The organism is Paenibacillus sp. PK3_47 (assembly GCF_023520895.1).
Taxonomy (GTDB): Bacteria; Bacillota; Bacilli; order Paenibacillales; family Paenibacillaceae; genus Paenibacillus_AQ.
The window spans coordinates 4327127-4351549 of the sequence record NZ_CP026029.1 but is presented as its reverse complement, the minus strand read 5'-3'; the positions used below and the strand labels follow the sequence as shown (position 1 = coordinate 4351549).

At 48.3% G+C, this 24423-nt stretch carries 17 protein-coding genes; 7 read left to right on the top strand and 10 right to left on the bottom strand.

Features of this window, described 5'->3' with window-relative positions; genetic code table 11:
* Positions 1 to 14 precede the first annotated feature (14 nt).
* The 6 genes from C2I18_RS19295 to C2I18_RS19270 all read right to left on the bottom strand — a co-directional run bounded on the left by C2I18_RS19295 (position 15) and on the right by C2I18_RS19270 (position 8359).
* Positions 15 to 641 (bottom strand): YIP1 family protein, encoded by a 627-nt coding sequence (locus C2I18_RS19295; protein ID WP_249897364.1) that lies wholly within the window; start codon positions 639 to 641, stop codon positions 15 to 17.
* The gene (locus C2I18_RS19290; RefSeq protein ID WP_249897363.1) at positions 622 to 2094 is read right to left on the bottom strand and encodes a hypothetical protein; all 1473 of its coding nucleotides are present in this window, start codon (positions 2092 to 2094) and stop codon (positions 622 to 624) included. Before C2I18_RS19290 ends, C2I18_RS19295 begins: the two co-directional genes overlap by 20 nt.
* A gap of 16 nt (positions 2095 to 2110) precedes the next feature.
* Positions 2111 to 2986: a carbohydrate ABC transporter permease gene (locus C2I18_RS19285; protein WP_249897362.1), complete on the bottom strand. Its 876-nt coding sequence runs from the start codon at positions 2984 to 2986 to the stop codon at positions 2111 to 2113.
* 1 nt (position 2987) lies between these two features.
* Positions 2988 to 3944: a carbohydrate ABC transporter permease gene (locus C2I18_RS19280; protein ID WP_249897361.1), complete on the bottom strand. Its 957-nt coding sequence runs from the start codon at positions 3942 to 3944 to the stop codon at positions 2988 to 2990.
* A gap of 4 nt (positions 3945 to 3948) precedes the next feature.
* Positions 3949 to 6858, bottom strand: coding sequence for an extracellular solute-binding protein (locus tag C2I18_RS19275; protein WP_249897360.1), 2910 nt, complete (start codon positions 6856 to 6858; stop codon positions 3949 to 3951).
* A 91-nt stretch (positions 6859 to 6949) separates the two neighbouring features.
* Entirely contained in the window at positions 6950 to 8359 is a 1410-nt protein-coding gene (locus C2I18_RS19270) for an ABC transporter substrate-binding protein (RefSeq protein ID WP_249897359.1), read from the bottom strand.
* A gap of 295 nt (positions 8360 to 8654) precedes the next feature.
* On the opposite strand from C2I18_RS19270, the gene C2I18_RS19265 reads away from it, so the two are divergent.
* Entirely contained in the window at positions 8655 to 9377 is a 723-nt protein-coding gene (locus C2I18_RS19265) for a helix-turn-helix transcriptional regulator (RefSeq protein ID WP_249897358.1), read from the top strand.
* Positions 9378 to 9442: 65 nt separating this feature from the next.
* On the opposite strand, the gene C2I18_RS19260 is transcribed toward C2I18_RS19265, so the two are convergent.
* Genes C2I18_RS19260 through C2I18_RS19250 form a run of 3 tightly spaced genes read right to left on the bottom strand, consistent with a single transcriptional unit; the run spans position 9443 to position 14429 of the window.
* Positions 9443 to 11065 carry a response regulator transcription factor gene (locus C2I18_RS19260; protein ID WP_249897357.1) on the bottom strand — a complete coding sequence of 541 codons (1623 nt, stop codon included), beginning with the start codon at positions 11063 to 11065 and terminating at the stop codon, positions 9443 to 9445.
* Entirely contained in the window at positions 11058 to 12803 is a 1746-nt protein-coding gene (locus C2I18_RS19255) for a sensor histidine kinase (protein WP_342760309.1), read from the bottom strand. The genes C2I18_RS19260 and C2I18_RS19255 overlap by 8 nt, the downstream gene beginning before the upstream one ends.
* Positions 12804 to 12833: 30 nt before the next feature.
* Complete coding sequence (locus C2I18_RS19250) at positions 12834 to 14429, bottom strand: extracellular solute-binding protein (protein ID WP_249897356.1); 1596 nt, start codon at positions 14427 to 14429, stop codon at positions 12834 to 12836.
* Between the two features lie 413 nt (positions 14430 to 14842).
* Between C2I18_RS19250 and C2I18_RS19245 the strand changes: the two genes are divergently transcribed.
* The 5 genes from C2I18_RS19245 (at position 14843) to C2I18_RS19225 (ending at position 19859) form a co-directional block, all read left to right on the top strand.
* Positions 14843 to 15538, top strand: coding sequence for a response regulator transcription factor (locus tag C2I18_RS19245; protein WP_249897355.1), 696 nt, complete (start codon positions 14843 to 14845; stop codon positions 15536 to 15538).
* A 1-nt stretch (position 15539) separates the two neighbouring features.
* The gene (locus tag C2I18_RS19240) at positions 15540 to 16595 is read left to right on the top strand and encodes a HAMP domain-containing sensor histidine kinase (RefSeq protein WP_249897354.1); all 1056 of its coding nucleotides are present in this window, start codon (positions 15540 to 15542) and stop codon (positions 16593 to 16595) included.
* 314 nt (positions 16596 to 16909) lie between these two features.
* Positions 16910 to 18070 carry an alpha/beta hydrolase family protein gene (locus C2I18_RS19235; protein WP_249897353.1) on the top strand — a complete coding sequence of 387 codons (1161 nt, stop codon included), beginning with the start codon at positions 16910 to 16912 and terminating at the stop codon, positions 18068 to 18070.
* A 122-nt stretch (positions 18071 to 18192) separates the two neighbouring features.
* Positions 18193 to 19143 carry an ABC transporter ATP-binding protein gene (locus C2I18_RS19230; RefSeq protein WP_249897352.1) on the top strand — a complete coding sequence of 317 codons (951 nt, stop codon included), beginning with the start codon at positions 18193 to 18195 and terminating at the stop codon, positions 19141 to 19143.
* Positions 19143 to 19859, top strand: a complete 717-nt coding sequence (locus C2I18_RS19225; protein ID WP_249897351.1) for an ABC transporter permease — start codon at positions 19143 to 19145, stop codon at positions 19857 to 19859. The genes C2I18_RS19230 and C2I18_RS19225 overlap by 1 nt, the downstream gene beginning before the upstream one ends.
* Before the next feature lie 185 nt (positions 19860 to 20044).
* On the opposite strand, the gene C2I18_RS19220 is transcribed toward C2I18_RS19225, so the two are convergent.
* Positions 20045 to 20470, bottom strand: a complete 426-nt coding sequence (locus C2I18_RS19220) for a serine hydrolase domain-containing protein (protein WP_249897350.1) — start codon at positions 20468 to 20470, stop codon at positions 20045 to 20047.
* Positions 20471 to 20681: 211 nt separating this feature from the next.
* On the opposite strand from C2I18_RS19220, the gene C2I18_RS19215 reads away from it, so the two are divergent.
* Positions 20682 to 23816, top strand: coding sequence for an amidase family protein (locus C2I18_RS19215; protein WP_249897349.1), 3135 nt, complete (start codon positions 20682 to 20684; stop codon positions 23814 to 23816).
* The last annotated feature ends 607 nt before the right edge of the window (positions 23817 to 24423 follow it).

The window sequence follows — 24423 nt, the reverse complement described above, 5'->3', positions numbered from 1 at the left end:
ATATGCCTCCTTTCCTAGCTTCTCAGAACGAGCTCTTGATATATGGTCATGAAGAAATTGATAATTTGCTGCACCAGGCTGAAGAACAGCAGACACAGAAAGGCCATAAACGCCATAGCCGCAACCGTCAACAGGATGGTCACTATGGTCTTGCCCGGCGTGAACTGCTGCACCGTCATATTTCCGACAAACAGCAGAAATAAAAACCAGATGGTGGCCAGGCTTCCCGAGAAATAATAGAAAGAGGCCTCCTGAAGAGAGATATAATTGCTGAGCCAAATCCACGGAAGATTGATGATTACCAGCGGAAGCATCGCAAAGCAGGTGGACGTAAATATTTCAACAAATTTGCCTTCCCCGTCCATCAAAGTCGTAATCGACCAATTCGCCACGGTCCAGAACAATACCGGGATAAGTACATACAGCACTTCCAGAAGACTGTTCATGTAATTTGGATTGTACATCGACACGAGGAAACCGCTGTATTGGGTACTCAGCACATTGGTCAGTACCATCAAGCCAAGGATGATAAAAGAGATTACAAGATTCGTTCTGCGGCTGCGGTCGTATTTCAGGTCCCAGAACCCGTTAAAGGGGTGCGCCATCAGCCCAAAAGGGTATTTAACCAGCTCTTTGTTCACGCGGGACCACCTTCTTTCTCACCTTCATTTTTCTAAACTTAATCCAGGCAAAGACGGCAAGGACAAGGAGGAAGACAGCAGCCACAATTTCTGTAAAATGGGCACGCAGCACCTGTTTGCGGTGCAGCAAATAGGCCTTCGAATAATTGGTCTTATCCATGCTCTGTTTAAAATATTTCATCGCTTCAGCGTAATCGCCCTGACGCAGAATGGCCTTGCCGATACCGGAATAAGCAAAATCCAGATTGGCGTTCATGTTGATCGTCTGCCGGAACAGCTGCAGCGCCTGCTCCTCGTCACCGTTGTAGTAGCTGCGGACCGCCTGATTCAGCGTCCGTCCGTACTCCGTACTCCGGAATACGGTGATCTCGCCAAGCGCCTTATCCAGCACGATAAAATCATCGCCGATCCGCTCCAGGGCCGCAGGAGTATTAAAGTAGCCCAGCTGGTTGCCCATACCGCCGAATACATACAAAAGATAGCCGTCGCCGTTGTAAGTGAACACCCGGCCGTGGTTGGCATCCAGAATCGAGTACATTTCGCTGTCGCCGATATCAATGTCGGCTAATCGGGTATAGCCGGTTGTAACCGTGGCGTAGATGTCCCCTTCCGGTTCCCAGTAGCCCAGCCGCCGCAGAATATCGCTGCCCTGCGCATTAAGCTTCTTCACATTATTATTGCGCTGACCGTTGGTCGCATAAATAAAGCCTTCTTCATTGATGTCCAGATTGGTGAACTCGGTCGGTGTGTACATGACCATCTGGCTCCGCTGCGCTTGCGTGGATATACGTTTCCAGAAATATTCGACCGGATCAATCGTGACTTTGTTAGCGCCAATAAAGGAGGTGAAGTCCCCCCCGGAATTAAACTCCATGAATCCGTCATAGACACCGGTAGCCATGACATACAGGCGCTGCGCTTTATCCACAACAAGCCTGACAGGCTGAAAAGTGAAATTCTCCGGCAGCTGCTCAGACTGCGGACTGTCAATCACCTTCACAACCTTGTCGCCGGAATCAAGCTGCACCACCCGCCTGTTTCCGGTATCGGCAATATATAAATCCTTATTCTCTGTGACGAACAGTCCAAGCGGATTCTGGAAGGTCTGTACCGCCCCGTCCTGCTTGAAGGAATCAATGATCCGGTTCAGCTTGAACTGGCTATCCAGTATCACTATCCGGTTATTACCGGTGTCCAGCACATAAATATCTCCGTCCGGGGTCACATGCATATCGGAGGGATCCTTCAAAGGTCCCGTGCCGAGGCTGTCTCCGGTCCACAGTTCCGTTGCCTGGTAGGCTGCCGGCGAAGCTACCGGCTCCCCCCAGTAAGAGTAGTTATAGGAAGAGCTGCTCCCGTCAGCCATAGCGGGTGCTGCTCCCGACATAACGCCGAGCAGCACACACACAGCCACCAGGATGTACGCCCTTGCCCGGTTAGCAACATTCTTCATCGCGTACGCATCCTTTCTACTCCTTCATCCCGGACGTCGCCATCGTCTGAATGACGCTGCTCTGGGAGATTATGAAGAGCGTAATGGGAACCACCATGAGCAGCAGCGCCACAGCCGCCCCGACACCGGCTCTGGCTATTCCGCCTTGCACAATCTGGCCAAGCGCATAGTGAAGTGTCTTGAGATTCTCACTGTAAATAAAGTTGCCCCCGTCGCTTCCCCACAGCATCGGAAACTGCAGGATCATCAGCGTCAGCCAGGCCGGCTTTACATTCGGCATCACAATGGTCCAGAAGATGCGGTATTCGCTGGCTCCGTCGATCTTGGCAGCCTCCAGCAGGGCATCCGGAATCTGTTCCATGAACTGCTTCATCAGAAATAGTCCAAGCGAGAACGAGAGGGACGGTACAATGATTGAAGCATGGGTGTTGATCCATCCAAGCCAGGACATCACCATATAGTTCGGAATCGCGGTGACCTGGGCGGAGAACATCAGCGACAGGACCACGATGGTGAACAGCACCCTGGAGCCCGGGAACCGGTATTTGGCCAGCGGGTAGGCGGCCGCCGAAGCGAGCAGAATATGTCCGGCGGTACCCACGACCGTAATGATCAGCGTATTCATGATGTACCTGGACAGTGGAACCCAGGAATTCCCCATCAACGAGAACAGGTCAAAAAAGTTATCCATCGTCGGATTGTTAACGAGAAAACGCGGCGGGAAGATAAACAGCTCATCCAGCGGCTTAAACGCATTATTGACGGCATAGATCAAGGGCAGTGCCATGAAGCAGCCAAAGGCAGCCAGCAGCAGGAAGAGCAGAAAGCTGACGGTAAATGAACGGTTGAGCTTCTTCGTTCCGGAGAATAACCGTATCGTTTTGACGCTCAATTCACTCCCCCACCTTTCTGAGCAGTTTCTGTATAAGCAGGTTTGCCCCAAGCATCAGACCAAAGAGTACCGTCGCGATAGCCGAAGCATAACCCATCTCAAAGCGGATCGTACCGTAGTCCATCAAATGGGTCACAATCGTATGGGCCGCATAGTTGACACTCGGAAACCCTGCAAGTGCAATGGCAACATCAGCCACGGCAAAAGAGCTCGTAATCTGCATGACAGCGCCGAACATCAGCTGCGGCCGCATGGAAGGAAGCGTGATGAACCACAGCTCCTGCCAGCGGTTTTTTATACCGTCAATGGATCCGGCTTCGATCAGGGTGTGGTCGACCGTCTGCAGTCCCGCGATAAAGGCCAGAAAGCTGGTGCCGAGACTCAGCCAGAGCTGTACAATAATGATGATGGTCAGAATGTATTGTTCATTGGTCAGCCACTGAACCGGTTCAAGAATGAATCCTGTTTTCATCAGGAAACCGTTCAGATAGCCGTAGGCATCACCGGAGAAGAAGATCAGCCAAATGAAATACACATTTCCGGCAATGGACGGCGCGTAGAATACCAGCGTCATAAATGCGCGTATTTTGGGTGACAGTTCATTGATGATCCAGGCAAACAGAAAACAGGCGATATAGCTGACCGGACCGGTAATTACCGCGAACATCAGCGTATTCTTAAGTGCAATCATAAATACATCGTCACCGAGCAGCAGCCTGGAATAATTCTGCAGACCGACAAATCTCGGAAACTCCAGCATGTTAAAGTAGAAGAAGCTAAGTATCATGGAAAAGACTACCGGAATGACGGTGAACATGAAAAAAAGGATCATGTACGGAGCCATCAGGATATAATGGTGCTTGCTCTTCTTGATTTCCCTCCAGTTTCGGGCCCATACCGGTTCCTTCGCTGCAGGGCTGTGAACCGGTACTGACCGATCGGCGGCTTCCACTTGCATCTTCCTACCCCCCAAACGAATACGGCAAATTGAACTCTTTGCGCTTGATCGCTATTTCATCATTGATATACAGAATATAATCCGACAGGGCTTCCCGGGGATTCTCATTGCCGTTGACCACCTTGCGGAAAGCGTTATCAAGATGCCGGCCTGTGAAGTAACCGCCCGGAATCTGGGGAATGCCTTCAACCCATTGCCACTGGCTCTCCAGATTGTTATAATCCTTGACTGGCCATGGCAGCTGCTCCAGGGCTTCGATATTGGCCGTCGGATATCTGGCCGATTCACCGAGCAGGCCCTCCATCTGGCGGCCGTACATAATCTGGGTGCTGCTGTCCGTCCACCACTTCATGAATTCCCAGGCGGAATCCTTGTCATCCGCGTTCTCCAGCATCAGAACGCCGGTCGTATGGCTGGCTACCTTATGATTGACCGAATGGTCCGGAAGCTCCGTCCCCGGAACCAGAGTGAAATCCCACAGTCCCTTGATTTCCGGTGCCATAACCTTCAGATTGTTGTAAATGGTATAATCTGCGATCCCAATCGGCATTTCGCCGGTCCGGAACCGGTTCGGAAAGTCCGCCTGAAGCGGGAATTTGTAATTCGTGTAGAATTGCGTCCACTTCTTGAACGCTTCCATGGAAATATCAGAATCCAGTCCGCTCTTCTGGCCTTCTTCACGGTAGAACGATCCGTCATGCTGATAGAGCAGCATGGAGAAGGTCGCATTCGGCACAATCGTCGCATTGTTCGTCGGATTCTCGATAGGAAGATAGAATTCCATGTTGTGCTTCTGCAGCACCGAAATCATGTTATAGACATCCTGCCAGGTCTCCGGAGGCGTCAGGCCAAGCTCCTGCAATATATCCTTGCGGTAGAACAGCATCGGGAACGTCTGCTGCTCCGGCAGCGCATATATACCGCCATTGTATTTATAAGGTTCCAGCGCACTGTCCCTGAATCTGGAAGAAATCTCCCCGAAATCTGAGAATTGGGTCAGATCGGCGGCAGAGTCACGCATCGCGTAATTGACGGGAATATCCTCGCCAATCTGCATCGCGACATCCGGTCCTTCACCGGACAGGGTCGCAGGCAGCAGAATGTTCGCGGGCACGAGCCGGAGATGGACGGATATATCCGTATCCGGCGTAAAAGTTTCGTCAATCATACTTTTGAGTACCTGGGCCTGATCCCGTCCGGTCGTAATCCAGACGGTTACGGATTTCTGATTCTCCGTGGTGTTGCCGATGCTGTCATAGTCCTCTGTATAGGAGGAGAACAAGGCACCGACCTCATGCTTGATTTTGGCCAGGGCCGGCGATTGCGCCTTGGGCAGCGTATGGCCCGGTGAAGACACTACCAGATAATCCAGCGTAAGCGGCTGCTCGCGGACCGTAAGAATCCAGGTTCCGAGTCCGCCTACATTCGTCTTGAAGGAGGTCAGACGCCGCGGAACTGTCTCCGGGTCCTTGATCATTTCCTCCAGCTGATGGACCAGCGTATACAGCACAGCTACCTTGTCGCTCCGTTCTCCGGTAGATTTCTCCAAGTACTCAGCGACACTGCGAATAGTTTCGGCCTGGGTCTTGAACACCTCAACCATGTCCGGTATCCGCTTTACCAGCTGATAATCGCGGTACGCATCCGGTGTATTCGACGTGATGATCATGATTTTCCGGTACATTTCATTCAATTGAAGCACGCTGGACTCGATCGTCTGCAGAAGCGGGGCCAGATCACCCAGCGTCACCGTCATGCGGAGCTTGTGCTTGCCCTCGGTCAGATGGAACAGATAAGGCTCCTCTCCGCCCAGCACATCCATTTTCCAGTCCATATTAAAGGCAAACTGGATCCGCTTCATTTCCTCAAACGGAATTACACCGTCAATCGTCAGGCTCCTTGTAGCAAACACGCCCCGCAGCTGATCCTGCTTGACTTTGAGCGCAATCTGGTACAATCCCTCTTCCGGTACATCAATTTCCCATTCGATCCACTGCCCCGGAAGCTTCCAGTTCAGTCCGCCAATCGTATTAATACGGATTTTGGAGACGTCGTAAGGCTCAACTGACGGACTGGACCTGTCAGAAAGCGGGTACAAGGTCGGGGAAGATTTCAGCGCAGCGTCTTCTGCCTGAACGACTACATAATGGCCTTCCGCCGGTTTGAGTCCAAGGGACTCATACGTGCCTGCCAGCTCAGCATAAGGCTTGACGCCCCCATCCTGATACAGCTCAATATAATCAATGGCCAGCGGCTCTCTGACCGCGGCGAGCGTGATCTCTTGTTCACCTTGCCCGAAATAAAACTGATAAGGCTCCTCATAATAACCGTCGCTATCAGTGAAGGGGGACAGCTGCCACTGCGGCTTCTCAATCTGAGAAGGACGCAGATCATTCCCGCGGTCATCCCGCCCTACTTCAGCCTCACGGCTTCCCCATAAGCGGTAAAGAATCAAATTCCCGGATTCCGCAAAGGGAATCTTCCCGTTAATTGCCAGCGATCTTTCAATCGAAGAGCTCTTGCCTTCGACCGGGAAGTAGTGAATCCGTGCATTGTACAGCCCCGCTTCCGCAATCTCGGCCTTCCAAGTGATGCTGCCCGTGTCCGGTGTAATTACCGCCTGTCCTTCAAGCCCCTCATAGCCGCTGACGACCTCAAAGTCTTCACCGTCTAGACGGCTATAACGTTCGCCTTCAATACGTATAATTTTGTCCGGCCGCCCGCTCGCTGAATGGGCCTGCCTGTATTCCCCATAGCCGTCCCCGGCGGTATTATCCGTAACCGGGACAAAGTCGTTCATTGCGTAGATCCGCTTCTGCGGGGCATCACCCGCACTGGCGGCGACCGCAATAAGAACGCAGGCAATGATTACAACAACAATGCCTATGCCATACTTCCTCTTTCTGATGTTCAACGCTTCTCCCCTCCAGCACCAGAGATTGCAGTTTAATAATGAGTCCCCATTATAGAATGCTTCTTCTACATGGGGACATCATGGTTAACGGTTATTTTTTATAAACTTCGTCAATGGCTGCCTGCACCTTCGCCTTATATTTCTCGACAACAGTCGATACCGAATTGCCTGAGGTCAGTTCACCGATAATGTCGTAGTACGGCAGATTCGGGAACGTATTATGGTCAAGAACCACCATGTTCGGAGCGACCATTTTGGCGTTTTCAATATCTTCCTCGGTGGTGAAGACGGACTCATACGAACCCTGGTCAGGATAATCATAGATGGAGTCGATATCATTAATCTTCTCCCAGATGTACATCAGCTGTTCCGGATTCTCCACGGCCTTCGGAATCGTCAGTGCCTGATAGAGCGCTTCGGCAGAGTGATAGGTAGTTGCACTCGGACCTTTCGGGAACGGAACGAAGCTGAGCTCATAATCCTGCATATCGGTCTTGAAGCCGTTCAATTCATACAGCGCACCGGCATACATCAATGTGTTGCCTTGGCGGAAGAATTGGGCAGGCTCGGTCCAGTCTCCGCCTTCAGTCGGACGGGACACCTTCTCTGTAGCCAGGCGGGATACCAGGCCAAAGGATTCAAGCGTTTTCGGATCATCCAGTGTCTGCTTGTCGCCGCTTGTCAGTGTGGCTTCGTTCGAATAAAGCGCCTGGTCCATCAGACCGTTGTTAGCGAGTCCCCAAGTATCCAGCTTGCCGTCATTGTTCGTATCCTTGTTGGCATCCTTGGCTACCTGAATGAATGTATCCCAGTTCCAGGTATCTTCATCGACATACTCCTGGAGCGGTTTCATTCCCAGCTTGTTCATCAGCGTTTTGTTGTAGAAAATGCCCTGAACCAGATTAGCCTGGTTCTCGGTGAAAGCATAGCCCCTGCCGTTATACTGCATGTATTCATTAGTCGTTTTCTGATTGAACACCCGGGCATTCTTCGTATATTCATCGACCGGCCAGAGCAAATCCTGTTTAACGAGCGCCGGGATCATGTAGGATTTCCCGAGACGGACAATATCTCCGATCGGTTCCCCGGCCAGCAGGGAAGCAGTTACCTTCGCCTGGTACTCACCGAAATCAATATTCACATATTCAACCTTGAAGTTATGCTTTTTCATCAGTTCATCCAGATTCTTTTTTCTCTGGATATTATCCGGATTATCCTCCGGGATCGTCATATCCCACCAGGCTACAATCTTGATGGTCCTGCCTCCCATATCAAAATCCATCTCAGGCGTAGCTTCAACATCCTCCTCCGCAGCGGCATTGTTCCCAGCTGTGTTCCCGTTGTTTCCGTTGCCGCTGTTTTCTGCTGCTTCAGCCGGCGCCGGAGTGGCAGTGTTGCCCTGGGCATTACCGCCGCTTCCCGAATTACCGCTGCTGCAGGCCGCAAGCGTGAATACCATTGTCAAACTGAGAAGCGTTGTACAGAGCTTTTTGTATAACATTTTTGGGACCTCCCCTTCTGTGATTGGGTAACAATCAAAAGTGTAGCGCTTACAAAATTGATCGACAACCTGCTGATTTTCAGGGGTGAACCTGTTCATTTATAGATCATTGCCGCGTAAAAATGCACTTTGTTGAACAGGTAAACAAATGCACGGTTAATAAAAAGTTGCACATTGTCACTCCCCTTCAGGTTGAACCATAATAAGAGCGTAGTCAGGATTTATGAACATCAGTCACTGCGGATGACTATTTTTTGATGAAAGCGGGGAAAGCATCTTGTATAAGATACTGCTTGTGGATCCTAATTCAGATTCATCGGAAGCCTTGCTGCATATGCTGGACTGGAATCAGGCCGGTTTTTGCATTCACACTACTGCGGATAATATTACTGACGCACTGTACCATGTTGACAATCCTGCCCATATTCTTGTTTTAGTAAATATAAAGCGCTTACAATCCTTCGGTCTGCAGTTATGCGGACTTATTCGCCAAAAAAGCCGCATCCCGATCATTTTGATTGGCGGAGGACAGGATTTCAATCTGGCCCGTCAGGCTCTGCACTATCAGGTAAACGATTACTTAGCGGATCCTGTACAGTCATCCGAACTGCTGGACAGTCTCTCTAAGCTCAGGCGTAATCTTGATGCACCGCTCAAAGACGCCGTAAAGGCTCCGCAGCCCCATTGTCAAAACTCTATTATTGATATGGTTAAAAAATATGTCCAGGAGGAGCTGCACCAGAATATCTCGCTGAAAAAGATCTCTGAAGCCCTGCACTTCAACTGTGCCTATCTGGGGCAAAAATTCAAAAGTGAAGAGCAGATCTCCTTCAATGAATACCTCCTCCAGCAGCGTATGGAGAAGGCCAAACATTTGCTGGAAAACACTGAAATGCGGATCTATGAAATCTCCAGGGAAGTCGGATACTCGGAAACCGACTGGTTCTACAAGAAGTTCAAGGAGTACACCGGAACAAGCGCCAATGAATACCGCAAGCAGACATTGATAACTGCATAGATACACACATGAAACAGCGGCGATTCATGACCTTTAAGTCATGTCGCCGCTGCCGGATTCTGTGATTAATAATTCGTGAACGTGTCACGGTACTCCTGAGGTGTCATGCCTGTTACTTTCTTGAAGAAACGGGTAAAGGAGTGGGCTGCTTCATAACCGACCGCCGCCGCTACTTCCCTGATTTTGACCCCCTCCGCTTTTAGCATCTCCATTGCGCGGCGCACCCGGCACTCGTCAATGTAATCAGACAGGTTAATGCCTTGTTCCTGCTTGAAAAAACGGGACAGATAGGTCGGATTAAAGTGATTCAGTTCAGCCAGACGGACAAGAGACAGGTCCTCGCCAAGGTTATTGTCGATATAATGGCAGATCCGTTCAATGGCATTTGAAGCCTGATTATGCTCATCAGACTGTCTGGCGTCGAGGATAGCAGCGGCAGCACCCGACAAGTACTGAAAGGAAGCTGCAATGGAAGCATGCTCATCCAACCTCATTAATTTGCTATAGTCCCCTAATTGTTCTTTCTGTAAGCCCCAGCGGTTGATACAGGACAGAAATACAAGTGCCAGCGTATAATAAGCTTCCGTCACCTGGTTGACATCCCAATGACCCTGCAGAATATAACAAATGGTATCATTCAAAGATTCATGTAATTTCTCCTTGCGGCCTGCTTCTAGATGGGCAGCTATAATGTCTGTACGGGAGCTGATCCGCAGTTCCTCCCTCGTCTCCCCTGTCCCGGACTGTCCGCTCCAGACGACAGAAGACCCGCTTACGGCTCTGATCTGCTGCACTTGACGAAGCCGTTCGTATTGTGCGGATACAGCATCCCAGGAGCAGGGAACACCGGCAGTAAAAGCGAGCGGCAGCTGAAGCTCCTCCAGGCAGGCTTCCTGGATAAGCTCCAGTGTCCCTTCCAGATAACGCTTCAGCTGGTGCTCTGAATCCTTCAATTCAGCTGAAGCCGGCTGAAGGAACCACAGCAGGCCCCCGTATTTATCCTCTATTCCAACATGCTGTGTTTTCCCTGCCAGATAAGAATCCCAGATCAGGCGGGCCGTTGTGAGTTTTCGGCTCGATTCGGTATAGCTTGCTTCCCCTTGATACTCTGGACGGCCCAGAATCAGGGTCACAGGCGCACGGGGATCAAGCCCGATATTCAGAACACTGAAGTCCTGCTCCAGCATCCCGGTATCTTTTCCAAACATCCGGCTGTCCTGAAGAAGATGCCTGAAATATCCTCCCTGAGCCGTTAACTCCAAGGCAAGCATATGTTCAGTGGACTGGGCGATAAGCGCTTCCACTCTCCTGCTCTGCTCAATCTCCCGCAGCGTCTCCTCAACGGTCGACACCACTTTGTCGTATCCTTCTGTTTTGAGGACATAACGCATTCCGGTCATCTGAATGGCTTGATAGGCATAGTCAAATTCGCTGTACCCGGTCAAAAAAATAATTTTGCACCTCGGCCAGAGGTTCCTGATGTTCTCCGACAGCTCCAGGCCGCTCATGCCGGGCATCCGGATATCGGTCAACACCATATCAATCCGTGTCCGTTCCATCCAGACCAAGGCTTCCCTGGAAGAATACGCCTTGCAGACATCCAGCTTCTCCGGCATAAATTGAGTCAGTACTTCATGCAGGGTGTCTGTAATAATCTCTTCGTCATCCACCACGAGCAGTCTATACATCGTCCTCTTCCCCCTTTATGCAAATCCGTATGATCACTTTAAGTCCCCCCAGCCCGCTTCGTGAAATCTCCAGTCCGCTGCCTTCTCCATGAATAAGGCTGATTCTGCGGTGAATATTCATCATCCCTGTCATCTCCGGGAATTTCAGCGGGTACAGCAGTTTTTCCTGAAGCAGTTTTATCCCTGCATCGTCCAGGTCGTTACCGTTATCTTCTATAATAATGCGGGCCTCACTGGAAGAGGATTCAAAGGATACCCGCAGCATGCCCTCCTCAGGCATTTTTTCAAGACTGTGTTCATAGGCGTTCTCAATCAGCGGCTGGGTAATCAGCCTGGGAACACGGATCTCCCCCATCTCTTCCGGCATCTCGTCAAACTGGACTTGAATACGCCTGGAAAAGCGAAGCTTCTGGATTTCGGTATACATCCGGGAATGCCGGATTTCCTCAGACAGCTTCACGTAGTCCTCCCCGTTGCGGGTAATAAAGCGGAAATATTCACCAAGCATACCTGTAAATTGCCCAATGCGTTCCACATCCCCCGTTTTGGACAGGGAATTCAGGATAAAAAAGCTGTTGTACAAAAAATGAGGATTGATCTGCGACTGCAGCTGTTTAAGCTCTGCCTTCTGCATCATCAGCTTTTGTTTGAAATCCTGATCAATCAATATTTGCAGCTTGGCTATCATTTGGTTGAAGCGCTGGTACAAATACCCGAATTCGTCAGAATGCTTGTGTTCGATTTGGATATCAAGCGTCCCGTCCTCCATACGCCGGAAACCCTTAACCAGCTGGAGCAGGGGCCTGTGCACCATTCTGTATGTCATAAATGCGTAGAAGGAAACGGCGCACAGGGAAGCCAGGGCAAACAGCCATGCCCACATTTTGAATTTGGCCAGCGGCCGCCGTACTTCCTCCATAGGCAGAAAGTTAGCCACTGACAGATCAAGCGGTTCCGAGAACGCCTTGTCAATATGATATTCCCGGCCATCCACCTTGAAGCGCGCCCACCTTCCCTGAACCTTCCGCAGCGCAGTCATATTGTTCTTAAGAATGTCATCCGTCTCCTCATCATTTCCCAGCGCGAACGTTGAAGCCTCCGCAAGCAGAAAGGAACGGCTCTCCGGATAGAGGTTAACCTGGCCCAGTGAGCTTCGCAGCTTCCGGTTATCCAGCTCAACCTGTACGATAAACAGCGGCTCATCGCCCTTTACTCCGCTTTGTTTAATAGCAATCATATGAAGAAGACCATTATAGCTGATCAGCTTTTTATCCGACTTGTGGGGAATGGAACGGAAAAAGGTATAGCTTCGTGTGTCAAAACTCTGAATCGCACTTTGGACAGACAGCGTTTTATCGATCTTGCGGACATGAATCCGGATATCCTTGATATAATCACTGCTTGTCTTAATAGTGGCCAAACGCTGAAATAATTCGTTTAGGCTTGTGCGTCTCTCCACGCTGCTCATCATATCCCAGGTAACCGCAAGACGGTTCAGGTGGTTATCCTCAAGAATGTCGAACTGCTGCATCTCGATCCAATCCAGCTCACGGGTCAAATCACCCAGATAATCCGTCAGCTGGGCCATAGTCGCCGTAGATAAATCACGGCTGGCGTTATTGTAGCTCCAGTTATATAAATAGACGCCCAGAAGCAGCACCGGTAAAATAATGATCAGATACATCATGACCATTCTGGCCAAAATTGTCGTCCGGAAGGAACGGATAGGTGCATTCAATAGTACAAGCCTCCGATGTTGTAAGTTATATCACTCAGACTTTCTGGATTGTCCTTCATACCAGCGGTTGACCTCTGTGGTCAATGCAGTACCTCCGAACCGCTCCCACTCCTCTGTAAACCGGTCAAATTCATCCAGAGGGCTTCCTAAAATAATGTCCATGTACGTATCCAGCTGCATATTGATCAGAAGGCTGTTCTTCTCAAGCATCGTTTCCGTCGGACTGCCGACAAAGCTCTCATACAGCAGCTGATCGTTTTGGATATATTGATCAAGCACCGAAAACACACCCTCCTGACCATAAATCCTTTCCCATCCCCAGCCGCTTTCTTTATCCTCGCCTCCGCGCTGGTAAATATCGATCATCCGTTTTATGGACTCCGCTTCATCCGACAGTCCCGAATAATCACCCGTCCGGCGGCCATGCTCCAGCTGGTAAAAGGCATTGAGATTTTTGCGGCCGGGAGCAGGCGTTACGGGGGATAATCCCCAAACCGCATACGGATTGCTGTAGTATGTTTTATAATCGGCTGCCTCGCCCCAGTTTGTTTTCAGATACAGGTTGAACATTTTGACCAGTGCTTCCGGATGCTCATATTCCTTTTTCACAGCAAAGAATTGGTTAGTCGCAAAAGGAAGAGGAACCTTCGCTTTGCTTCCGGCAGCCGATACGATGGGATAAGCACGCCACTGCGCCTGCGGATTCTGCTCCCGGCTTAATTGAAGCCAGAATGAAGCCCACTGCTCTCCATACACAATACCAATTTTTCCGGCACCTACGATCTTTTTGACCTTGGCTCCATCCTGAAGTGAAAACTCAGGGTCCATTTGACCGCCGGCATACAACTTTTGAAGTGAGGCAAGTGCTGTTTTGACCTGCGGCTGTACGCCCCCATACACCAGCCGGCCGCCCGGATCTTTCAGCCAAAGGCTGGGGTACGCCCCGTAGCCCGCCATAAAGTTTGCAAGGCCGGCCACCGGGTCCCACAAATAACTGGTAGCAGCCAGTCCATATGTATCGTCCATCCCGTTACCGTCAGGATCACCCTCTGTAAACGCTTTCGATAATTGAAGCAGTTCATCCATCGTACTCGGCGGCTCAAGACCCAGCCGTTCCAGCCAATCGGTGCGGATCCACAAATATTGGGCGCCCTCGATGGATGAAGCCGTCTGCGGAATCCCCATCAGCTTGCCGTCGATGGTCGCCGCCTCAAAAGGACCTGATCCCTCTTCCCCAAGCGTCTCTCTTGTAAACGAAGAGGCATTCTGCTCATAGACTTCACTCAAATCCTGAATCAGACCGGCATTGCTGAGCTGTCTTAGCTGCTGCGCATTCACCTTCACCACGTCCGGAATACGTCCCGAAGCCAGCGCCATTCCAAATTTTTTATAATAGACCTCACCGTCAGCAATCCAGTCGTAGGTAATCTTGATGCCCAGCTCCTCTTCATACAGCCGGGTCCAGCGGTTGTCCTCCAGCGTTTCCCCGGGTAAGAAATCGAACAGATCGTCATCATCACTAAATTCTCTCACCATGGAAAGCTCTACAGGCGGGGAGTAACTGCTGAAGGCCGGTTCGTTCTTCTGAGTAACAGATAAATCCCCGGGAGAAGTCCGCCTGTCCATCACAAGACTCCAGATTATAACGAAAAATACTAAACAGACTGCGAAAGCCAGGACCAGCTTTTTTATGGGCTTGCTTAGCATATTCATACTCATCCCCCGTATGTAAGAAAAGATTGATACATTATTATCATTGAATCCTCTTTACATTTGCAACCCGCTAATTTTGATTTTGTTACCCGTTCTTTACTAATTTTAGGATCTTTCCTCAGCGATGACAATCTCCCTTTCCTGTTCTGCCTCTTCCCATTTAAACGTTTTATATGAAAAACGAGTATAAGTTGTTCACATGGACTTGCTTACCTTGACGCTATTAATGAAGTGGAAGATTGCATCAGCAAGATTCAGGAATTATGATTTATATCAGATCTGCCTGTATAAATGCAGTTCATTTAAAGAGGTTGGGTGGTATAAAGATGCCAAAAACGATATTAGTTGTAGACGACGATGAAGAAATCGTTAAACTCATCACAAAAACTCTAAGATACGAGCAATTTGCAGTCATTTCGGCATGTTCCGGAAAAGAAGCTTTATCTGCAGTGGAAGATAATCAAATTGATTTCATCGTTCTGGATATAGTGATGCCTGATATGGATGGACATGATGTCTGCAGAAGAATCCGGCAATCTTACAATGTTCCGATTCTGTTTCTAAGCGCTCGTGATAAGGATATTGATAAAATCGTCGGTCTCGAAATAGGGGCAGACGATTACATGACCAAACCTTTCAGTATTCAGGAGCTTGCCTCCAGGATAAAGGCCCACTTCAGAAAAGTGGACAGGCTGTTTAAAGAATGGGATGAACTTAATCCCAGTAACGACAAGGCGGATGTTCCACTCCTTTTGAACGATAAAACATTTGAAGCCTTTCTGCACAGCCGGAAGCTCGATTTATCAACGAAAGAATTTCAAATTTTGTCCATACTTATGCGCCACCCCAATCAGGTATTGACCCGAGAGCAGATCTACGAAAACGTCTGGGGAGACGAATACGGAGAAATAAATACCGTAACGGTGCATATCAAAAATATCCGCAAGAAACTGGGTCCAGAACATAACTTTATTAAAACCATTTGGGGCATAGGCTATAAATATACGGAAAGAGAGCAATAGTATGAAACTGAAAATAAAACTTCCCCTCTTATTCCTGCTGATGCTTATAATTCTTATGTTTTCCATTGGACTGTACCTGAAGTTTGTCTTTGCAGTATATTCCCCTATACAAAGTACATTGTTGGACTCACGATATATAGCATTGCTCCTGCCCATATTTGCCATTGCTTTATTTATATTTATGATTCTGATTATCTATATTTATTTTTGCATAGAGAAGCCCATTCGGCGTCTGAATACCCGGCTGGGAGAAGTAAATGTTGTCCGTCCCATGCCTCCGCTGGCTTTGCGGAGTAATGATGAGATCGGAGAACTTTATAAGCACTTCAACAAGATGGAGCACAGGCTTCAACTTGCCCACAGAGAGCAGACCGATATGATTGCGGCTATCGCACACGATTTAAAAACACCCCTGACATCGATTAACGGTTTCACTGAACTGCTGGCTACACACAAGGACTTACCCGAAACTGAAAAACAGGAATATTATGAATTGATTCAAAAGAAGTCAGAATATATGGTCGAACTTATCAATGATTTCTCCAGCTTCACCAAAGAAAAACTGGAGCTTGAATCCATGGTAGCTAAACCTGTTAAAGCATCAGAATTATTTGAAAACATTGCTTTTGAATATGAGTACGAACTGGCGGGACTTGACAACGAACTGACTTGCCGCCATTCATTCACGGACAATATATTGCTGATGGTCAATGAACCGATGATCCGCCGGGTGTTCGGCAACCTCTTCAGCAATGCTGTCAGATACGGAGGGAAGGATAAGCTGAAAATATATATGACCGGATATCTGCGGGAACATTATGCCTATTTCCAAATCGAGGATAATGGAATTGGAGTACCGGATAAGGATCTTTCTTCTCTGTTCCTCAAATTTTTCACGGTGGATAAATCGCGGCAAATCCAAAAGGGCGGGCTGGGGCTGGGGCTTGCAAGCTGTAAATCCATTATTGAACATCACGGGGGCGAAATTGTTGCCTACCCCTCCGAATATGGCGGTTTGGGGATCCGATTCAGCCTTCCCCTGGCGGTACATCGCTGAACTATTTTTTCACTCCTTCTTCAACAACAAGGCTGAAGGCTGCTGCCGGGTGTGAACCCAGGTAGCAGCCTTTTTATGTTTTTTAAAATATAAGGATTTATATGTTTCACGCCACAAATCAGCCTTATATTTCTCGCTGAAACGATACCGTCCTTATAAAGGACGGCGAAGCCGTTTATGCTTGGCAGTTTACAGTTTTTTATATTCTCTTTATAAACATTTATTTTTCTTTTAAAGAAGCTTTATCTTTGGATGTAAAAATAACTTGTAGCAGGAAACTACAATCACTGGAACTTGACAAGGAGGATGTTGAAATGTCCATTGAGTTCAGCCGTTGGCCCAATAACTACATGATGTCATACCAGGTTACCAAAGCTTTGGGTATGGCCAGCCTCGGTGCTACGGACGTCACCGAAATCTACGAGGCCTGCAAAAAAATTGACCCCGATGACAAGGCTACATGGCACAGGGAATGGCTCATCACCGCTCAGGCATTGGAAAGACACGGCAAGGAGGCCGAAGCGGTTGGAAACTGGTATACCGCACGGAACTGCTACATTCGTGCCTGCAATTACTACAGAATCGCAGAGTATGCGGTGATGGATGATGACACCGAGAAAATCCGGATCTTCAAAAAGGTGAATGAACTCTTCGAAGCCGCCGGAAAGTACTTCGATGTCCGGCCGGAGAAGATTGAGGTCGATTACGAGGATGTCAAGCTGGAGGGATACTTCTTCTCCCCTTCCTGGATCAAAGGTCCAAAGCCGACCGTATTTGCTCTTAACGGTGGTGACGAGTGGTCCATTGAGAATTATTTCTGGCTGGGTCCTGCCTTCATTTCGTGCGGATATAATTTTCTGGTCTATGACCAGCCCGGCACCGGTCTCTCGATGTACGAAAAGGGTAAGGGGAGACGGGCGGACAGCGAGGCTTTTCATTCCCGGGCCATCGACTTTCTGCTAACACGGCCGGAAGTCGATCCTGATAAGATCATCGTGCACGGAGAGAGTTTTGCGGCTTACGACTCACTGCGATTCGCTTCGTTCGATCACAGGATGGCTGCCGTCATCTCCGACGGCGGTACGCATGCCTTCGACTGGGAAGCCATGCTTACATGGATGCCGCCAAGTCTGGCCGCACACGGTATGAGAATTCTGGGGGCAGAAAGCCTGGAGGATTTTGCGGGGAATCCGCGTTTTGCCTATGATCTTGAGGGCGTACTCCACCAGATTGAATGTCCTTTACTTGTAATGCACGGTGCGGAAGAGATATTGGTTCAGCCCAATCCGCTGACACAAGCCTTGAAGAATTACGAGCAGGCCGGTTCGAAAAACAAGACATTCTACGCGATAGAAGACAGACGGCTTGGCGGATTAGAACACTGTCAGATAGATAACATCAACGTGCTGCATGAGGTAGCGCTGAATTGGCTATGTTCAATCGGGCTTGGTCCAGCCGCACCCCGCCCCGCTTAGGGATTAGGGATTGCCCGGACATCATCCGGTAGATTCATTGAAAGATTTCTGAATGAGCTTGTTCAGGAGTGTCACACCTAGAACCCTGAATAAGCTCTCTCTTTATGGAGGAGTTAAAAGCTATGCAAATTTTATCAAAGAAAAGAATCGGCAGCACGCCCGCTATACAAATTGACGGAGTGCACAAAAGGTTTGGTGACTATACCATATTAAACAATCTTTCACTGGAGGTCAGCCGAGGAGAGATATTCGGGTTTTTGGGACTGAATGGCGCCGGGAAGACAACGACCATCAAAATGCTCCTGGCGATGCTTAAGCCTACCTCCGGCAAACTCTATATGTTAGGTGAACAGGTCGATGCCGGAAACCATAAATTATGGAGCAACGTCGGATATTTGGAGGAGGCTACTTTTTATCCTGATCTGACCGTAACTGAGAATCTTGACATCGCACGGCGCATGCAAGGGGTGCCTGATAAAGACGCCGTACATCAGGTGATCTATAAGCTGGGGCTTGAGCCGCACAAAAAGAAAAAAGCAAAACATCTCTCTTTGGGAAACAAGCAGCGCCTGGGGCTTGCGAAAGCGATGATTCATAATCCGGAAATTCTAATCTTGGATGAGCCGATCAATGGCCTTGATCCCGCAGGCGTGGCGGAGATACGGAATATGTTATATAACCTGGCAAATAATTTCGGTGTAACTGTTTTTATCTCCAGCCATCTGTTAGAGGAGCTTTCGAAAGTGTCCACACGTATTGGGATTATTCATGGCGGCCATCTTGTTAAAGAAGTCGCAATGGACAAGCTGGAGCAATCGTTACAGAAAAACTTAGTGGTGAACGGCCGCGATAAATATACCTTAAAGAAGGTGCTTGAAGAGCATGGCTATGCATTTGAGGAGACCCTGGACGGCTATATCAAACTAACGGACGAGCACGCAGCGGATCATCCTGAACGGCTGGCCGAACTGCTGGTTCAATCCAATCAGCCGCCAACATCACTTCGGGTGATTACGGAGGATTTGGAAGGATATTTTCTCCGCACCATCGGGGTCAACAGGGGGATTATATAATGAATATTCTATCTGTGTTACATTGTGAGATTCGCAAGATTATCCGCTCCAATGTGTTCTGGATCATGTTTCTAGTTTTAGGTTTCGGGCCCATTATGATGGGCGTCGGAAATGTATTATCCAGTGATGCCGGCGGTGTCAACTGGGAAATGTATTTAAACGGATTGCTGGATACGCTTGCCCCGCTGGGACTTATCGGATACACCTTTGTTGCGGCATGGGTATTTGGACGGGAGTTTTCGGATAAGACAATTAAAGATTTGCTTGCAAAGCCTGTTTCCAGATCGAAAATTGTACTGTCCAAATTCCTTGTCATTTTAGCATGGTGCCTGTTACTTTCCATTTATATGTTTGCCGTAGGTTTTGCCGCAGGAGCCATCTTGGGCGTAGAAGGCGGGTCCGCTGCTTTCATTTGGAGCTTGTTCTTTAAGTTCCTAATTACCTCGCTATTGTATATTTTTGTGACCGCACCAAGCATTCTTTTGGCTAATGTGACCAAGGGCTACCTGGCCCCCCTGGGGCTCATCCTGATCATCGTCATTCTTTCCAATGTGCTCGGCTCCTTTGGATTTGCATCCTATTTCCCCTGGACCATCCCGTCGATATTTCAAAGCACCGGTTCTTTAACGCTGAGCAGTATAATCATTCTTGCGTATACGGGGATAGCCGGAATAGCCGGAACATTTGCCTGGTGGAGATTTGCCGAGCAGCAATAAACGCGTTACATGCACTGAGTTACCCATATCAAAAATAAACCAATTACGATCGATTCCGATTCGAATTGGTTTATTTATGTGTTTTATATTTAATTTGTAGTTTCCGATTGATTTCTTGCGTCCATTCAGGTAATTCATTTAAGTAATACTTTATCCCTCTTTTATCTGCATCGTGCCGATGGAGATCAGGCAGGCTTATCTTTGAATTTGGCAATTAGCTCGTCAACACTTGTTTTTATGTTTATTGAATTTTGAAAACCCGGAAAATTAGTGTAATTGGGGATCCCGGACGTGTGGGTTAACAAGTGATAGAGTGTAACTTTAGGATTAGGATAATCCTTAATATATGTCACTACGGGGTCGTCAATACTCAGCTTCCCGCTCTCCCCAAGCTGTAAAATAGCTGCAGCAGTAAACGCTTTAGTGAGCGAACCGATTTGATAAATCGTATCAGGTCCGTTAGGCAAGTTATTACTATAGTCCGCCATGTTGTACCCCTTGGCAATGAGAACCTTGTTATCTTCCCATGATTTTTGCCGGTTGTCCAGGAGAATGCCCATCCCCATCTCTAGCCCTGTCTGCCCTTGATTTGGGAGACTACTATAATCCACCCCTCCACCCCCCAAAACATCTAACATTGAATGTAAATAAAAATAATTTATATTTATATATATACTATAAATTATAATAAATAGAGTGTTTCTTTCTTTTTAAAAGCCTGAAATATATTAATTTTATATTATTCATTGACTGAATAGATTACTAGTGTTATATTTCCTAACATACTAAATAACATACATATAGGAAAAGGAGATTGCTGACATGAGTAAGTTCAAACGTCTACGTAAGAGTAAAAAGCAAGTGATAGCCACTTCGATTGCGTTATCTGTTATGGCCTCAGGAGTCATTCCTTTTCAAACCGCGGATGCTTTAACCCGGGTGACTTCCGAAAGCGGCACCGTATGGGAAATACACGATGTTTTTGCGCCCAGCTTAGATACAGGAAGCTTACGTACAGTGGGCACTACGCAAGTCCAGGGCTTCGGTAATATTTTTGTCAAAGTATCCTCCCCTTCAGCCTCACTGATGAATGGCCAGATGATGCGCGGGTTCAACTTGCAATACGATGGTGTTAATAAGTTTACTTCGGCTCAGTCTGTAAATCTGGGAAATGTAACGGTAACCCGCGAGGTGTATGTGGATACTGTTCATAACCGCACGAGATTCTTTGATACTTTTACTAACAAAAATGATATGGCTGTAAAGGTAGATGTATCTTTCGGCGGCTCTTTAGGATATGGTACAGCGGCGAATGCTTCAGTAGTCAAGGCAACCTACTCGGAGGATTTAGAGGTGACTACCGATGATTCCTGGATTGTTGTAGACAGCACTGCCAGAAACAATAAGCCGCTGGGTGTTGCAGTCGGCTCTCCGAAACCCTTTAATAATGGATTAACCGGGCTTGGCAACCAGCAGCAGAATCCATTCACCACACCATTAGCCAGGACCGGAAATGAGGCGAATTTCTACGGGTTCATTAACACATTAAATATGGAGCCGGGTGAATCAAAATCCCTGGTACATTATGTACAAGTTGGAGAAGCTGGTGAAGATGGGCTGAACAATCTGGTTACTATGCTGAATGGGCTGAATAGTCAGCTGGATGTAAGTGGATTAACAAACGCACAAATCCGTTCTATCAGTAACTGGGATATATCTGCCATAGAGGGTCTAGATACTGGAGATACTCTGGTTATTCCGGATGCACCTGCAGCCAAAGCATTCGTAACTTCATCCCCGTACGATGTTACGAATAAATCCATTGCAGACATGCAGCAGGATATGATTAGCGGTAAAACTACTTCTGTACAAATTACTCAAGCCTATTTAGATAGAATCGAGGTATACGATGAAGGCCAATTTGGATTCCATGCCTTCCTGCATGTATCCGAAACTGCGCTGGCCCAAGCAAAAGCTGCGGACGATGCCCGTGCACAAGGTGCAACAGGCGATCTGCTCGGTATTCCAGTTGCGATAAAAGATATCTATGATACAAAGGATATGCCGACTACAGGCGGCACCAAAGCCCTTGAAGGCTGGCAGCCTGAGACCGACGCATTCCAGGTGAATAAGCTGCGGGAAGCCGGAGCTGTAATTATTGGTAAAGTAAATACTTCCGAGTTCGCGAACAGCGGAAGCTTTAGTGAGAGCGGCTGGATGCAGACATGGAATGCACTATATCCATCCAAAACATCTTTTGGCTCAAGCGGCGGATCGGCAGTATCTGTTGCCGCTGATTTTGCAGCAGCAGCAATGGGCTCGCAAACAGGGGTCTCTCTCTATGCACCTACGACAGGCGCCAGCTTAAAAAGCTTCCGCGGCACAGACGGCATGGCAAGCACTACAGGTGTACTGCCGCTCACTTGGGGACAGGATTATGCCGGCCCCATTGCGAAAACGGTAACTGACCTGGCCATTATGCTGAATGCTACAACGGGCACGGATCCGCAGGATATTTTCACAGTGACCGCAGATGCAGACCATAAACGTCCGGCTGACTGGAAGGAATCTCTGGATGCCAATGCATTACAAGGAAAGAAAATCGGATATATTCCTGCATCCTTTGTCTCTAGTTTTGCTGATGATGATACCGGACAAGCAGTAATGGATAAATTCTCAGAGCTTCAGGCAGCGGGTGCGACTATGGTGGAGATGTCAGCATTACCGTCAGCTCCCAGCCGTCCTTCAGGCATTAATGGATCTACCGAAGGCTGGGCGCGCTACATTGAGCTTCATAAAGACTTCCCTTACCTTGATGGGGCAAGTGTACTGGCTTCAGATAAGGTGCTTATCTATAATCAAAGAGGATATAGTCAGCCAACGCGTATGACAGAACAGGCTGTACAAGATTACATCAAGTATAGAACAGACTATAAGGAAATTATTAAAGGCTGGATGGACGAAAATGGCGTTGATGCTGTTGTATATGCAGGTTTTATCAGCGACGTATATAACAACGACGCAGCAGCCTCCCAATTAAGTTCCGACCGTGGCACGGGCGTATTAACGTCCAATGTTGGTCTCCCAACGGTAGTAGTTCCTGTGGGAACGAACGACAGCGGCTATTCTGTCTCTATGCAGCTTGTGGGCAGAGCATGGGATGATGCGGAAATTTTAGGTATGGGTTATGCGCTTGAGCAGCAAAGTCAAGCCAGACTGCTTACAGCATTTGCACCGGCACTTCAATACGTTACTAGTCCTACTAATCCTACTAATCCTACTAATCCTGATCCAGACACAGGTAGTGGACCAACCAATCCGGATACTGGAGGAGGTGCAGTGACACCTCCGGCAGCAGCAACACCTACACCAACACCGGCTCCTGCAGCAACACCGGCACCAGCAGAAACAACATCACCAACACCTAAGCCGGAAGTCGCCAGTTTTACAGACACCCTAAATCACTGGGCGAAAGCAAGCATTGATGTGCTTATTGCCGAGGGATTACTAACAGGTTATTCCGACGGGACCTTCCGTCCGAATTCAGGTTTGACCCGCGCTGAAGCCATTAAGGTCATTGCAACACACCTGGGTCTTGAAGGACAAGATAGTAACTTTACAGATGTAGCTTCAACTCACTGGGCGAATAAGTTTATCGGTGCAGCTGCCGGATCAGGCCTCATGAACGGATACAGCGATGGAAGCTTCCGCCCCAATGAGAAGATCAGCCGCAGTGAATTAGCGGCACTGATCACCAGAGCCTTTAAGCTGACAGGTAACGGAAACACATCATTCACAGATGTTAATAGAAATGCATGGTATTATGACTCTATTGATGCCCTCGCATCCAATAATATTATTACAGGATACGAAGACAGCACATTTAAGCCTGAAAAAGATATTACCAGAGCAGAATTTGCAACCATTGTTGCCAGATTACTGGAGACTGCGAATTAAAAGAATGTTACAGGAAGGGCCATCCCGGAAGGGATGCTCAGGCTGTCGAGACTTTCTCGACAGCCTTCTTTATGTTATTTTGATTTCATGCGACACTGCGTTAACGATTGCCGGCTCCAACCCATCAACTCACGCTCACCAGAATCTATGAATTACTTGGAAATGCTAAGACTAACGGACTCCAGTTCCGTTATTTTACGCTAGAGGTATATTTTGGAATCCTAACGGACCCTAGATCCGTTAATTCACCCGATAGGACTTCATATCCCCATCATTTAGCAGAATAAAGGAATTACGGTCCGTTAGCGATGGAAACGGGTAGATATTCGGCAGATAACGGACGCAGAGTCCGTTAGCGTGCGATGAGGACGACACATGTAACAGATGCAGCGTCCGCAGACATAGAAACATTGAAAAGAAACCCAAGACCATAAAAAGAGCCGGTTTTCTCAACACTCTGGGCCATCGCAAAAGGGATGGCTTTTTTTACTGGAAATTCATTCAGAGGTGAAATATGAATTAATGTTTGAAGACTGAACGATGGCGTATGGTTTGCGTCCCATCGGTACTTTGCGATTACACGCTGCACCGACAGACAAATCCGGCA

Coding starts and splice junctions, on each gene's coding strand:
- C2I18_RS19280 (WP_249897361.1), bottom strand. CDS start 3,944: ATGCAAGTGGAAGCCGCCGATCGGTCAGTACCGGTTCACAGCCCTGCA.
- C2I18_RS19260 (WP_249897357.1), bottom strand. CDS start 11,065: ATGTATAGACTGCTCGTGGTGGATGACGAAGAGATTATTACAGACACC.
- C2I18_RS19250 (WP_249897356.1), bottom strand. CDS start 14,429: ATGGACAGGCGGACTTCTCCCGGGGATTTATCTGTTACTCAGAAGAAC.
- C2I18_RS19270 (WP_249897359.1), bottom strand. CDS start 8,359: ATGTTATACAAAAAGCTCTGTACAACGCTTCTCAGTTTGACAATGGTA.
- C2I18_RS19290 (WP_249897363.1), bottom strand. CDS start 2,094: ATGAAGAATGTTGCTAACCGGGCAAGGGCGTACATCCTGGTGGCTGTG.
- C2I18_RS19235 (WP_249897353.1), top strand. CDS start 16,910: ATGTCCATTGAGTTCAGCCGTTGGCCCAATAACTACATGATGTCATAC.
- C2I18_RS19225 (WP_249897351.1), top strand. CDS start 19,143: ATGAATATTCTATCTGTGTTACATTGTGAGATTCGCAAGATTATCCGC.
- C2I18_RS19215 (WP_249897349.1), top strand. CDS start 20,682: ATGAGTAAGTTCAAACGTCTACGTAAGAGTAAAAAGCAAGTGATAGCC.
- C2I18_RS19240 (WP_249897354.1), top strand. CDS start 15,540: ATGAAACTGAAAATAAAACTTCCCCTCTTATTCCTGCTGATGCTTATA.
- C2I18_RS19230 (WP_249897352.1), top strand. CDS start 18,193: ATGCAAATTTTATCAAAGAAAAGAATCGGCAGCACGCCCGCTATACAA.
- C2I18_RS19245 (WP_249897355.1), top strand. CDS start 14,843: ATGCCAAAAACGATATTAGTTGTAGACGACGATGAAGAAATCGTTAAA.